Origin of the sequence: Nocardioides aromaticivorans, from assembly GCF_013408525.1 — a bacterium.
Lineage (GTDB): Bacteria > Actinomycetota > Actinomycetes > Propionibacteriales > Nocardioidaceae > Nocardioides > Nocardioides aromaticivorans.
Genome location: NZ_JACBZM010000001.1, coordinates 3142713 through 3155713, shown reverse-complemented (window position 1 = coordinate 3155713; position 13001 = coordinate 3142713). Strand labels below are relative to the sequence as shown.

Genomic DNA, 13001 nt, shown 5'->3' with positions numbered 1-13001 from the left:
CACCATGCTTCGTTCGCTCTTCGCCGGCATCTCCGGCCTCCGCGTCAACCAGACCATGCTCGACGTCACCGGCAACAACATCGCCAACGCCAACACCACCGGCTTCAAGGCGAGCACCACCGTCTTCTCCGACACGCTCAGCCAGATGCTGACCGCGGCGTCGGGCGGCAACGCCGAGCGCGGTGGCACCAACCCGATCCAGATCGGCCTGGGCGTGCAGCTCGCCGCCACGTCGACCAACTTCGGCCAGGGCTCGGCGCAGCTCACCGGCCGGCCGACCGACATCATGCTGCAGGGCGACGGCTTCTTCGTGCTGCGCGACGGCGCGGAGAACGTCTACTCCCGCGCGGGTGCGTTCACCTTCGACCAGACCGGCGTGCTGGTGGCGCCGAACGGCATGCGGGTGCAGGGCTACGCCCTCGACGCCGCCGGCCTGCCGACGGGTGCGCCGGTCGACGTCGACCTGCACATGATCGACGGTTCGCTGCCGCCGGGCGTCGAGCTGACGTCGTACTCGATCGCGGCCGACGGCAAGGTCCGCGGCGTCTTCTCCGACGGCGTCCAGCGCGACGTGTGCCAGCTCGCCGTCGCCGACTTCACCAACCCGATGGGCCTGGAGAAGATCGGCGACACCGCCTTCCGCGAGTCCGCCAACTCCGGCGCCGTCCAGCTCGGCGTCGCCGGCCAGGGCCAGCGCGGCCAGATCATGGCCGGTGCACTGGAGATGTCCAACGTCGACCTGTCCGCCGAGTTCACCAACCTGATCCTCGCCCAGCGCGGCTTCCAGGCCAGCTCGCGGGTGATCACGACCAGCGACCAGGTGCTCGAGGAGCTCGTCAACATCAAGCGCTGAGTCGTTAGGGCCCAGCCTGCGTCCACCGCTCAGACCCGCACCCGTCCGGCCGATGGAACCGGCGGAGTGCCACGGACGGCACGACCGCTCGACCGCTCGACCAGTTGCACACGGAGGTGCCGCGGTGATCTCGCTGACCCGACTCTCGGGGACCACGTTCCTGTTGAACGCGGACCTCGTCGAACGCGTGGACTGCACCCCCGACACGGTGGTGACCCTGGTGGACGGCACGAAGTACCTCGTGTCGGAGTCCCTCGACGAGGTGCTCGCGGCCGTCGTCGACTACCGCGCCGCCATCGTCGCGCGGGCCGCGCTGCCGGACGCCGCCACGCTGCCGCCGGTGCGGCCGCGCCCGACGCGCCTGACCGCCGTACCCCTGCCCGAGCGCACCGAGCGCACCGGCCGCACGCCCGACCGCACCGACCGCCAGCGAGGAGTGACCCCGTGAAGGACATCGCCACGCCGGTCGGGATCGTCCTCGGCCTGGTGATCATCGTCGGCGCCAACGTGCTCGAGGGCGGCAACCCGATGAGCCTCATCCTGCTGCCGCCGATGCTCCTGGTGCTCGGTACGACGGTCATGGTGACCGTCGCCGGCGGCACGATGGCCGACGCGAAGGCCGCCGTGGGCAACGTGAAGCGGGCGATGACCGGCTCGGTCGAGCCGGCCGAGACGCTCGTGCCGCAGGTCGTGACCCTCGCCGAGCGGGCCCGCCGCGAGGGCCTGCTGGCGCTCGAGGACAGCCTGCGCGAGATCGACGACCCGTTCCTGGTCAAGGGCGTCACCATGGCCATCGACGGCACCGACCCCGAGGACGTCCGCGACATCCTCGAGGCCGAGCTGCGCGCGAAGAAGCGCGACGACAAGCAGGCGGCGAAGTTCTTCAGCGACGCCGGCGGCTACGCCCCGACGATCGGCATCATCGGCACCGTCATGGGCCTGGTGCACGTGCTCGAGAACCTGGCGTCGCCGGAGGAGCTCGGCCACCTGATCGCCGGCGCGTTCGTCGCGACCCTGTGGGGCGTCATGTCCGCCAACGTGGTGTGGCTGCCGATCTCGAACCGGCTCAAGCGGATCGGTGAGCTCGAGGCGGCCCGGATGGAGCTCGCGGTCGAGGGCGTCGCCGCCATCCAGTCCGGCGCGAACCCGCGCCTGGTCGCGGAGAAGCTGCGCTCCCTGCTGACCACCAGCGCCGAGGCGGAGGCCGCCTGATGTCCGCCGGAGCCAGCAAGGGGCACGGACCGCCCCGCAAGCGGCACCACCACGACGACGACCACGGCGAGGCCCACGCCGACGAGCGCTGGCTCGTGACGTACGCCGACATGGTGACCCTGCTGATGGTGCTGTTCATCGTCATGTTCGCCATGTCGACCGTCGACGAGAAGAAGTACGAGCAGCTCAAGGAGGGGCTCGCCGTCGGGTTCGGCCGCGAGGACTCGATCCTCAACGGCGCCAGCCCGGTCAGCAACTCCGAGGGCGTGAACGAGCCTGGCGATGCGTCGTACGAGATGCTGCTGGCGCAGGTCCCGGAGTCGCAGCGCGAGACGATGACCAAGGTCCTCCAGGAGTCCGACCGGCTGCGGAACGAACGCGCCTCGGGCGAGGCGAAGGTCGAGGTCGACCGGCTGCTGAAGGTGTGGGGGCGCATCGACAAGGCGCTGCGCAAGCAGGGTCTGCGCGACGACGTCCGCGCCACGATCGACGACCGCGGCCTGGTCGTCAGCCTGGTGTCCGAGCACGTCGTCTTCGAGCCGAACGTCGCCGAGCTGACCGAGCGCGGCCGCCGGGTGGTCGACACCCTGGCGCCGGTGCTCGCCGAGCTGACGGAGCCGGTCGAGCTCGACGGCCACACCAACCAGGAGAAGGTGAAGCCGAAGTACTACCCGACCGACTGGGAGCTCTCGCTCGCCCGGGCCGTGCACGTGCTGCGCCGGCTCGAGGAGGTCCACGGCATCCGGGCCGGACGCCTGCGCGCCACCGGCTTCGGCCACACCAAGCCGCTCGTGGACCCCGCGCGGGCCGGCTCCCAGAAGGTCAACAAGCGCGTCGACATCGTGGTCCTGAGCCAGGCCCCCGCCGAGACCCGGGCGCTGATGAGCGATGCGTACGACGAGATCCGCCGCGAGGCCGGCCTCGACGACCCCGACACCAGCGCGGCCGACCGCCGCACGGGCGAAGCCGGTCCCACGGCAGCGGGCCGCCCCGCCACCACCCGAGAGGAGCTCCCGTGAGCACCACCATCGCCCCGAGCCCGACCGCGCCCACCGACGCCCCGGCCCCGAAGGGCAAGGCGAAGATGCTGGTCGTCGGCGTGCTCGTGCTCGCCGTCGCCGCCGGCGCCGGCTGGTTCTTCTTCCTCAAGCCCTCCGGCCCGAGCAAGCCGCAGCCGGGCGAGGTGATGCCCCTGGAGGCGATCCAGGTGAACCTCTCCGGCGGCCACTACCTGCGCCTGGGCATGGCCCTGCAGCTCACCACGAGCGCGCACGAGGCCGACGGCAGCCAGGCGATGGACGCCGCGATCGGCATCTTCAGCGGGCTCCCCGTCGCCGAGGTGAACAACCCGGGGGCGCGCGAGAAGCTGCGCAAGGAGCTGGAGGAGGAGCTGGAGCACCGCTACCACGGCGACGTGATGGACGTGTACTTCACCGAGTTCGTGACCCAGTAGCCGGCCGACCGGCCACCGGCCCGGGACCGTCCCCGGGACCCTCCGTAGTCATTCGGGACCACGGGACCCTGACCGTCCGGTGCCGGGGCGACCCCTCAGGTCACCCCGCGCTCCGACGATGGGCCAGTCGTGACCCTCGCCCCGCAACGGCCCCGGCGTCGTGCGCGCACGACCGAGCCGACGCCGTACGACTTCCGTCGGCCGATCCAGCTCAGCCGCGAGCACCAGCGCACCCTGCAGCTGGGCTTCGACGGCTTCGCGCGCCAGGCCACGACCGTCTTCACGAGCTCGCTGCGCACGGTCTGCACGGTGGCCCTCGTCGGCATCGAGCAGCGCACTTATGCGGAGTACGTCGACAGCCTCGGCCCGTCGACGTACATGACCCTCTTCACCGCCGACCCGATCCCGGGCACCGGCGTGCTGGAGATCCCGCTGTTCGCGACGATGTCCTGCCTCGACCACATGCTCGGCGGGCCGGGCTCCGACGAGCAGCCCGACCGCCCGCTGACCGAGATCGAGGACGGCGTCATCAGCGGCCTCGTCGAGCGGCTGCTCGGGGAGATGCGCTACTCGCTGGAGGGCCTGGTCGCGCTGGAGCCCGTCGTCAGCGGGATCGAGTACAGCCCGCAGTTCGCGCAGGTCGCGGCCGCCGCCGACGTGATGGTCGTGGTCAGCCTCGAGCTGCGCATCGGCGAGCGCGCCCACCAGATGTCGGTCTGCCTGCCGTTCAGCGGCCTGCTCCCCCACCTCGCCAACGCGTCCGGCAGCGGCGCGATGTCCGACCGCGAGCGCGCCCAGCGCGCCCAGTCGGCGCAGCTGCTGCACGAGCAGTTCAACCGGGTGCCGGTGTCCGTCGCCGTCCGCTTCCGCCCGATCACGCTCGACCCGGGCGTGCTCGCCGCGCTCGAGCCCGGCTCGGTGGTCCGCCTGGAGCACCCCGCGTCCGCACCGCTCGACGTCTGCGTCGACGGCAGCACCTTCGCCCACGCCACCCCCGGAGCCCGCGGCCAGCGACTGGCCGCGCTCATCGTCACCACGCCCGAGGAGACCCCATGACCGCCACCACCCCCGAGGCCCTCGCCGAGGCCGTCGCCGAGGCCGCAGCCGCCGTCCTGCCGTCGGTCAGCCCGCTGGTGCTCGGCCCCGTCCAGCCCGGCTCGCCGCACGTCGCGGCGGCCTTCGCCGGCGGTGCGGTCGCCGAGCTCGACGGCGGCGTGCCCGGTGTCGTCGCGGTCCTCGTCGGCCGCGAGCTGGTCGACGCGCTCGCCTCCAGCCCGCTCGGCGGCCTCGAGGTCGCCGCTGCGGTGCAGCCCGCGCTGGACGCGGCCGCCCACCGGCTCGGCGCCCGGGCCCGCGCCGCGAGCACCCTCGACCTGGAGGCCGACGACTTCGACATCGCCGCCGTGCTGGGCGGGGAGTTCAGCACCGTCCCGCTGATCGGCACCGGGATCGCTGGTGCGGTCCTCGTGCCCGCAACGACCCTCGCCGGGGCGCGCGAGCCGATCACGGCCGACCCCGCCGCCGAGGCGGTGGCCGCGCCGGTCGAGCCGGCCGCTGCTCCCGAGCCGTTCGTGCCCGCCTTCGGGACCGGGCCCGCGGCCGTCGTACCGCGGGGGCTGGAGCTGCTGCACGGCGTGGACATGGAGGTGACCGTCGAGCTGGGCCGCACCCGGATGACCGTGCGCGACCTGCTCGCGCTCACGCCCGGCGCCGTCCTCGAGCTGGACCGCGCCGCCGGGAGCCCGGCCGACCTGCTGGTCAACGGCCGCCTCGTCGCTCGCGGCGAGGTAGTCGTCGTCGACGAGGACTTCGGCCTGCGCGTCACCGAGATCCTCGACGCCGCGGCCACGGCCTGACCGCGATGCTGGCCCTCTCCGCCGCCGACCCGAGCATCGGCGGCCTGCTCCTCCGGCTGCTCGGATCACTCGCCGTCGTCGTCGGTCTGCTGCTCCTGATCGCCCGGTTCGCCGGCCGACGCTTCCGTACGACGAACGGCGCGGCCATCCAGGTCGTCCACCGCCAGGCGCTGGGCCGCGGCCAGGGCGTCGCCGTCGTCGCCGTCGGCACCCGCGTGCTGGTCCTCGGCACCACCGAGCAGCAGGTCACCCTGCTCGCCGAGGTGGAGCCGGACGAGGTCGGCCTCGACCTCACGGCGGACGCGCTGGACGTCGTACCCGGTGACGAGGAGTCCCCCGACGCGCCGCAGGTCGCGAAGGCGGCGCGGACCGACGAGGGACCGCTCGCCGGGTCGCTGCTGTCCGCGCAGACCTGGAAGCAGACCTTCGCCGCGGTCAGCGGGAAGCGGGCGTCGTGACCCTCGCCCAGCACGTCCCCCACGTCGCCCAGCACGTGGTCCACCACCTCGCGCTGGCGATGGCGGACCCGAAGGGGCCCGGCGGCCCGAAGGGTCCCGGGACCGACAGCTCCGTGCAGATCGACCTGACCGGGCTGACCGACAAGCCGAGCAACAGCCTCGTCGTCTTCCTCGCGCTGACCCTGCTGAGCCTGCTGCCGGCGATCGTGCTGACCTGCACCAGCTTCACCAAGATCCTCGTGGTGCTGGGCCTGACCCGCAACGCGCTCGGCCTCCAGCAGACACCGAACAACCAGGTGCTGGCCGGCCTCGCGCTCTTCCTGAGCCTGTTCATCATGGGCCCGGTCCTCGGCGACATCAACGACGCCGGGGTGCAGCCCTATCTCAACGGGGACAAGACCACGTCGGCGGCCTTCCACGACGGCATGGAGCCGCTGCGCGCGTTCATGCTCGACAACACCGACGACGACGAGCTGATGCTCCTGACCAGCGTCGCGGACCGCGACCTGCCCGACGACCGCACGGAGGTCTCGACGGCGACGCTGATCCCGGCCTTCGTGCTCTCGGAGCTCAAGGACGCGTTCATCATCGGCTTCATCATCTTCATCCCGTTCCTCGTCATCGACATCGTCGTGAGCGGGGCGCTGATGAGCCTGGGCATGATGATGATGCCGCCGGTGATGGTGTCGCTGCCGTTCAAGCTGCTGCTCTTCGTGATGGTCGACGGCTGGGCGCTCGTGATCAAGTCCCTCGTCGCCTCGTACGGCGGCGGCTAGGTGGTGACGCCATGACCGACACCGCGATCATCGAGATCGCCCTCAAGACCATGCTGGTGGCGCTCAAGCTGTCGGCGCCGATCCTGGCGACCTCGCTCGTCATCGGCTTCGCGATCTCGCTGTTCCAGTCGATGACGCAGATCCAGGAGTTCACGCTGTCCTTCGTCCCCAAGCTGGTGGGCGTCGGCATCGCGCTGCTCTTCTGCGGCAACTGGATGCTGCACACCCTGATGGCCTTCACGGTGGAGCTCTTCGAGGTCCTCCCGGACCTGCTGGTCTGACGAGGTACGACGTCGTGGTGCTCTCCGTGGACGGTGCGGCGCTGACCGCCCTGCTGCTCGCGTCGGTGCGGGTGGTGGCGTGGCTGGCCGTCGTACCCCCCTTCTCGACGCGGGGCATCCCCGCGATGGCGAAGGTGGTGCTGGCGCTGGGGCTGTCGCTGTCGATGGCACCGATGCTGGCGGAGACGACGCTGCCGACCACGACGCCGGAGCTGGTCCTGGCGACGACCGCGCAGGCGCTGATCGGGCTGGGCATGGGTTTCGTGACCATGCTGCTCTTCTCGGCCGTCGGCGCTGCGGGCTCGCTGATCGACCTCTTCGGCGGCTTCGCGCTCGCCTCCGCGTGGGACCCGCTCGGCATGAACATGAACACCGTCTTCGGCCGCTTCCACCAGATGCTCGCCACCGTGCTGCTGCTCGCGACCGGCGGCCACCTGCTGGTGATCGGCGGCCTGCTCAGCACGTTCAAGTACCTGCCCCTGACCGGGCTGCCCGACATCACCGACTGGGACGGCGTCCTGGTGACGGCGTTCTCGATGTTCTTCACCGTGGCCGTGCAGATGGCGCTGCCGATGATCGCGGTGCTCTTCGTCGCCGACCTCGCCCTCGCGCTGCTGACCAAGGTCGCGCCGCAGCTCAACGCGCTGAACGTGATGTTCCCGGCGAAGGTGGGGCTGACCCTGCTGCTGCTCGGGATGTCATTCCCGATGCTGCCGGGTGCGGTCGAGCACCTGGTCGAGCTCGCCAACGAGGCGATGGCGACCATGGCGGGAGCGGGCTGATGAGCGACCAGGAGAAGACCGAGAAGCCCACACCGAAGCGGAAGAAGCAGGCCCGCAAGGACGGCCAGGTCCCCCGCACGCCCGAGCTCGGCGGCTGGCTCGGCCTGCTCGTCGTCACGCTCGCGATGGGCCCGCTGCTCGACCGCGAGGGCGACGCCCTGCGGACCATGATGAGCACCCACCTGCGCGCGGCCGAGCAGCCCTCGATCCCGCTGGCGCTGGGCATGCTCGGCGACGCGGCGCGCCACGTGCTGATCACCCTGGTCGTGCTCGGCTCGATGGTGCTGGTCGTCGGCGTCGTGTCCGCGCTGGCGCAGGGCGGCTTCTACCTCTCCCCCAAGCTCGCGAAGCCGGACCCGAAGAAGCTCAACCCGTTCCAGGGCGCGAAGCGGCTGTTCGGCCCGCACGCCCTGTGGGAGGGCGTGAAGGTGCTCGGGAAGAGCACCGTCGTCGGGCTCCTCGCGTGGGGCGCCATCCGCTCGATCATGCCGCTCGTCGGAGGGCTGCTGCCCATCCAGACGGTGATCGCGACCGCGACCGCGGAGGTCTCGCACCTGCTGACCACGGTCGCCGTGGCGGGCCTGGTCATGGCCGCCGCCGACTACGCGATGATGCGCCGCCGGATCGGCAAGCAGACCCGGATGAGCCACAGCGAGATCAAGCAGGAGCACAAGCAGGCGGAGGGCGACCCGATGCTCAAGGGCGCCATCCGCAGCCGCCAGCTCGCCGCCGCCCGCAACCGGATGATCGCCGACGTCGGCACCGCCGACGTGCTGCTCGTCAACCCGACCCACGTCGCGGTGGCGCTGCGGTACGACCCCGAGCAGGGCGCCCCCCGGGTCGTCGCCCGCGGCGCCGGCGCCATCGCCGCCCGGATCCGCGAGCGCGCCGCCGAGGAGCGGATCCCGCTCGTCCAGGACGTGCCCCTCGCCCGCGCGATCTACCGCCACTGCCAGGTGGGCCAGGAGATCCCCCGCGAGCTGTGGGCGGCCGTCGCGCAGGTGCTGGCGTTCGTGCTGAGCCGCCGGAACGCGGGCCAGTACGGCGGGGAGCACCGCACCCCTCGTCGTACCGATGAGCTGCCGGAGGTCGTGGCCCGAGCTCGGCGGCGGGGGTGAAGGGGGTGCAGGAATCCCCGGCTGAGCGGGGATTCCTGCGCTTGTTGACGGTTGCATCCGTCATCAACCGCGAGTTTCCCCGCTCCGGCGGGGATTCCTGCAGGGCGTCAACCCCTCATCCCCAGCCCCACCCTGCCGATCAGACCCCCGGCGACAGGACGGCGCCACTCGTAGTGCCACGGACGGCGCTCGCTCTGTCGTGAGAGGCCCGAACGCCCCATGCCCGTGAAGTCGCTGACGAAGCTCGGCGTGCCCCTCGGCATCGTGCTCATCGTCGTCATGCTGGTGGTCCCGCTGCCGGCGATGATGCTCGACCTGCTGATCGCCCTCAACATCACCGGTGCGCTGCTGGTCCTGATGGTCGCGATGTTCATCCACCGCCCGCTCGACTTCGCCGCCTTCCCGTCGGTGATCCTGGTGATGACCCTCTTCCGGCTGGCCCTCAACGTGAGCGCGACCCGGCTGGTCCTGCTGGACGGGTACGCCGGCAAGGTGATCGACACGTTCGGGCACTTCGTCGTCGGCGGCTCCCTCATCGTCGGCCTGATCGTCTTCTCGATCCTGCTCGTCATCCAGTTCGTCGTCATCACCAACGGCGCCGGCCGCGTCGCCGAGGTGGGGGCGCGGTTCACCCTCGACGCGATGCCCGGCAAGCAGATGGCGATCGACGCCGACCTCAACTCCGGGCTCATCGACGAGGAGGAGGCGCGGCGGCGGCGGGCCGAGGTGCACGCGGAGGCGGACTTCCACGGTGCGATGGACGGCGCGTCCAAGTTCGTGAAGGGTGACGCCATCGCGGCCATCGTGATCACGCTGGTCAACCTGCTGGGCGGCTTCGCGATCGGCGTCGCGCAGTACGGCATGCCGTTCGGCGACGCCATCAACACCTACTCGCTGCTGTCCATCGGCGACGGCCTGGTCTCGCAGATCCCGGCCCTGCTCCTCAGCGTCGCGACCGGCCTGATCGTGACCCGCTCGGTCGCCGACTCCGACATGGGCTCCGACATCGTCGGCCAGATCTTCGCCCGGAAGATGCCGCTGCGCGTCGCCGGCTTCGGCGCGCTCGCGCTGTGCGTGATCCCCGGCCTGCCCAAGCTCCCCTTCCTCGTCGCCGGAGGCGCGATGCTGATCGCGGCCAGCCGGATCGACGACTCGGCCGCGAGTACGACGACGGAGGCCGCCGCCGCGGCGGAGCTCGTCGAGTCGCCGGACTCCCCCGAGGCCCTGGTCGCGGAGATCCGGGTCGACCCGCTGGGGCTCGAGCTGTCGGCCGACCTGATCGACCTCGTCGACACCCGAACCGGCGGCGACCTGCTCGACCGGGTCAAGGCGCTGCGCCGCAAGGTGGCCGGCGAGCTCGGCATCGTGATCCCGCCGGTCCGCACCCGCGACAACCTCGAGCTGCCGCCGAATACCTACGCGATCACGCTCTTCGGCGCCGAGGTCGCGCGCGGCGAGGCGCCGCGCGGGACCGTGCTCGCGATCGGCGACTTCCTCGGCTCGCTGCCCGGAACGCCCACGCAGGAGCCGGTCTTCGGCCTCGAGGCGAAGTGGATCCCGGCCGAGCTGCGGCACCAGGCCGAGATCGGCGGCGCGACCGTGGTCGACCGGGCGTCGGTCGTCACCACGCACCTGTCCGAGGTCGTGCACCACCACGCCAGCCGCCTGCTCGGCCGCGAGGACGTCCGCCTGCTCACCGACATCGTCAAGCGCAGCCACCCGGTGGTGATCGAGGAGCTCACGCCGACCCAGCTCCCCCTCGGCGAGGTGCAGCGCGTGCTGCGCTCCCTGCTCGAGGAGCGGATCCCGATCCGCGACCTGGTCTCGATCTTCGAGGCGCTGTCCGTGCGCGCCGCGGTGTCCAAGGACCACGACGGCCTGGTCGAGGCGGCCCGTGCCGCGCTCGACCCGTCGCTCGCCGCGCCGTACGTCATCGACGGCGCCCTGCACGCGATCAGCCTCGAGCCGGTCCTGGAGCAGCAGATGCTCGAGGGGCTGCGGCCGACCGAGCAGGGATCCGTGATCGTGCTCGATCCCGAGACCGCGCAGAACGTGCTGCTCGGCCTCGTCCAGGCCGCCCAGGCCGCCGAGAACAACGGCGTGCGGCCGGTCCTGGTCTGCGCGCCCCAGATCCGCGCCGCGGTACGACGCCTCGTCGCACCTGCCGTCGACCGGCTCCCCGTGCTCGCCTACTCCGAGCTCGGGGCCGCACGCGAGGTCCGCTCCGTCGGGGTGGTCGGTGCCAGCGGCGCGCATCCCGCGCTGCTCGCGGCAGGGGCCCACCCGTGAGCGCGCGCAAGCGCCGGCCGGTGCCGGACACGCCCGCCCTCATCGACCTGCGGGTGCTGTTCGTCGCCGCGGTCGTGTCCGCGCCGGCGGCGTACCGGGCGGGGCAGGGACTGCTCACGCCGGACCAGGCACTGGTGCGCTTCGTGGTCGTCCTGGCCGGCTGCACGGCGCTGATGGCGGTGCTACGGGCGGCGTGGCCGCTGGTGGCCGGCGAGCCCGCGACACCGGCGGTCGAGACCGCCGAGATCCCGGACCAGGCAGACCCGGAGGTCAGCCCACCGCCGGGATGACCCACTCCAGGACGGTGCCGGCACCGGGCGACGAGGTCACCGTGACGTGACCGCCGAGGTCCGCGGCGCGGGCCCGGATGTTGCCGGTGCCGTGGCCCTTGACGACGCGGTCGGGGTCGAAGCCCACGCCGTCGTCGGTCACGCGCACCCGGAACCACGCCGACGAGGCGGTGAGCTCCACCGAGACCGACGAGGCCCCGGCGTGCCGGGCGACGTTGGACAGCGCCTCGCGCAGCGTGGTCAGCACGTGGGTCCCCGCCTCGGGCACGAGCGCGCGGTCGACCGGCCCCGAGACCCTCAGCACCGGCTGGAAGCCGAGGATGCCGGCGTACTCGCCGAGCAGCGAGCGGACCTCGTCGAGCAGCGGTCGCCCCGATCCGGTGCCGAGCTCGAAGATCGCGGCGCGCAGCTCCTTGATCGCCACGTCGAGCTCGGCGACGGCGCCGTCGACCCGGCTGCGCAGCGCGGAGGCGTCGAGGTCGCGCGCACCCTGCAACTGCATCCCCGTGGCGAAGAGCCGCTGGATGACGAGGTCGTGGAGGTCGCGAGCGATCCGGTCGCGGTCCTTGGCGACGAGCAGCTGGGCGCGGTCGCGAAGGGCCTGGTCACGATCGAGGATCAGGCCGACCTGCACGGCGGTCACGGCCACGAGGTCGAGCATGATCCCCCGCAGCGACGGGCTCTCCTCGGCCTCCTCGACGATGATCACCCCGGAGCCGGCCAGCCGGGTCTGCACGGGTACGACGAGCGTGGCCCGCCCCGGACCGGCGTGGATCCGGGTGGGGACGCCCGAGCCGTCGACGTCGCGGATCTCGGCGCTGAGCCGCTCGGCGACGGCCGCGGCGTCGCCCTCGCCGGCGACCTGACGGATCTCGAGGAGCTCGCCGTCACGACGCACGTAGGCGACCAGCCGAGCGCCGCACAGCTCCCGCAGCGACACCACCAGCTCGTCGAGAGCCTCCTGCACGCGCAGGGTGCCGGAGACGTCGCTGCCGACCTCGGCGGTGCTGGCCACCCAGCGGCGCCGCCACTCGACCTGCTCGAAGGTGCGCGCGTTGTCGATCATGACGCCGGCGGCGCGGGCGAGCGCCTCGACCAGGGCCTGGTCGGTCGTGGTGAACCCCTCGCCGCCGCGCTTGTTGCCGAGGTAGAGGTGCCCGAACGCCTGGTCGCCGACGAGGACGGGCGCGCCGAGGAAGCTGTCGACCAGGGGGTGCGTGGGCGGGAACTGCCCGGTGGAGACGGGGTGGTCGGCCACGTGGTCGACGCGGATGGCGCGCCGCTCGCGCGGCACCAGCCCGAGCAGGCCGTGGCCCTCGGGCATCCGGCCGATCCCGGCGAACTGCGTCGCGACCGCCTCGTTGGGGACCAGGTCGATGAAGGACCCCTCGTCGTCGACGATGCCCAGGACGCCGTACTCGGCATCGGTGAGGCGGCACGAGGCCTCGACGATCCGCGTCAGCACGCCGCGCAGGTCCAGGTCGGACCCGATGGCGACCATCGCGTCCAGCAGTGCGCGCGCCTCTGGCGGCAGCTCCAGGTCCATCAGGTGTCCCCTCCCCTGCGTTCCCTCCGGCGTCAGGTTATCGCTTCCGGTAACAAGCGCGCGGGAGTCGAGACCGGAATCGGCACC

15 protein-coding genes are annotated in these 13001 nt (G+C 72.1%); 14 read left to right on the top strand and 1 reads right to left on the bottom strand.

Annotated elements, in window-relative coordinates; all coding sequences use genetic code 11:
• The first annotated feature begins 4 nt into the window (after positions 1–4).
• The 14 genes from BJ993_RS14945 (at position 5) to BJ993_RS14880 (ending at position 11368) form a co-directional block, all read left to right on the top strand.
• On the top strand, positions 5–853 hold the full coding sequence (locus BJ993_RS14945; protein WP_036547385.1) for a flagellar hook-basal body complex protein: 849 nt from the start codon (positions 5–7) through the stop codon (positions 851–853).
• A 124-nt stretch (positions 854–977) separates the two neighbouring features.
• Entirely contained in the window at positions 978–1301 is a 324-nt protein-coding gene (locus BJ993_RS14940; RefSeq protein ID WP_179649624.1) for a flagellar FlbD family protein, read from the top strand.
• Positions 1298–2065: a motility protein A gene (locus BJ993_RS14935; protein ID WP_036547383.1), complete on the top strand. Its 768-nt coding sequence runs from the start codon at positions 1298–1300 to the stop codon at positions 2063–2065. Before BJ993_RS14940 ends, BJ993_RS14935 begins: the two co-directional genes overlap by 4 nt.
• Entirely contained in the window at positions 2065–3084 is a 1020-nt protein-coding gene (locus BJ993_RS14930) for an OmpA/MotB family protein (RefSeq protein WP_179649622.1), read from the top strand. The genes BJ993_RS14935 and BJ993_RS14930 overlap by 1 nt, the downstream gene beginning before the upstream one ends.
• Positions 3081–3518, top strand: a complete 438-nt coding sequence (locus BJ993_RS14925; protein WP_308645579.1) for a flagellar basal body-associated FliL family protein — start codon at positions 3081–3083, stop codon at positions 3516–3518. The genes BJ993_RS14930 and BJ993_RS14925 overlap by 4 nt, the downstream gene beginning before the upstream one ends.
• 129 nt (positions 3519–3647) lie before the next feature.
• Positions 3648–4574 (top strand): flagellar motor switch protein FliM, encoded by a 927-nt coding sequence (locus BJ993_RS26590; protein WP_036547381.1) that lies wholly within the window; start codon positions 3648–3650, stop codon positions 4572–4574.
• Positions 4571–5374, top strand: coding sequence for a flagellar motor switch protein FliN (gene fliN, locus BJ993_RS14915; RefSeq protein ID WP_179649620.1), 804 nt, complete (start codon positions 4571–4573; stop codon positions 5372–5374). Before BJ993_RS26590 ends, fliN begins: the two co-directional genes overlap by 4 nt.
• 5 nt (positions 5375–5379) lie before the next feature.
• Complete coding sequence (locus tag BJ993_RS14910; RefSeq protein WP_051932418.1) at positions 5380–5832, top strand: flagellar biosynthetic protein FliO; 453 nt, start codon at positions 5380–5382, stop codon at positions 5830–5832.
• On the top strand, positions 5829–6608 hold the full coding sequence (gene fliP, locus BJ993_RS14905) for a flagellar type III secretion system pore protein FliP (protein WP_051932417.1): 780 nt from the start codon (positions 5829–5831) through the stop codon (positions 6606–6608). Before BJ993_RS14910 ends, fliP begins: the two co-directional genes overlap by 4 nt.
• An 11-nt stretch (positions 6609–6619) precedes the next feature.
• Positions 6620–6889, top strand: a complete 270-nt coding sequence (gene fliQ / locus BJ993_RS14900; RefSeq protein ID WP_036547376.1) for a flagellar biosynthesis protein FliQ — start codon at positions 6620–6622, stop codon at positions 6887–6889.
• A gap of 14 nt (positions 6890–6903) precedes the next feature.
• Entirely contained in the window at positions 6904–7671 is a 768-nt protein-coding gene (locus BJ993_RS14895) for a flagellar biosynthetic protein FliR (RefSeq protein WP_179649618.1), read from the top strand.
• Positions 7671–8789 carry an EscU/YscU/HrcU family type III secretion system export apparatus switch protein gene (locus BJ993_RS14890; protein WP_179649616.1) on the top strand — a complete coding sequence of 373 codons (1119 nt, stop codon included), beginning with the start codon at positions 7671–7673 and terminating at the stop codon, positions 8787–8789. The genes BJ993_RS14895 and BJ993_RS14890 overlap by 1 nt, the downstream gene beginning before the upstream one ends.
• Positions 8790–9008: 219 nt before the next feature.
• The gene (gene flhA / locus BJ993_RS14885) at positions 9009–11078 is read left to right on the top strand and encodes a flagellar biosynthesis protein FlhA (protein WP_179649614.1); all 2070 of its coding nucleotides are present in this window, start codon (positions 9009–9011) and stop codon (positions 11076–11078) included.
• Positions 11075–11368, top strand: a complete 294-nt coding sequence (locus tag BJ993_RS14880; protein ID WP_179649612.1) for a hypothetical protein — start codon at positions 11075–11077, stop codon at positions 11366–11368. The genes flhA and BJ993_RS14880 overlap by 4 nt, the downstream gene beginning before the upstream one ends.
• Here BJ993_RS14880 and BJ993_RS14875 read toward each other — a convergent pair.
• Positions 11349–12914, bottom strand: a complete 1566-nt coding sequence (locus BJ993_RS14875) for a GAF domain-containing sensor histidine kinase (RefSeq protein WP_179649610.1) — start codon at positions 12912–12914, stop codon at positions 11349–11351. The genes BJ993_RS14880 and BJ993_RS14875 overlap by 20 nt on opposite strands.
• Between the last annotated feature and the right edge of the window lie 87 nt (positions 12915–13001).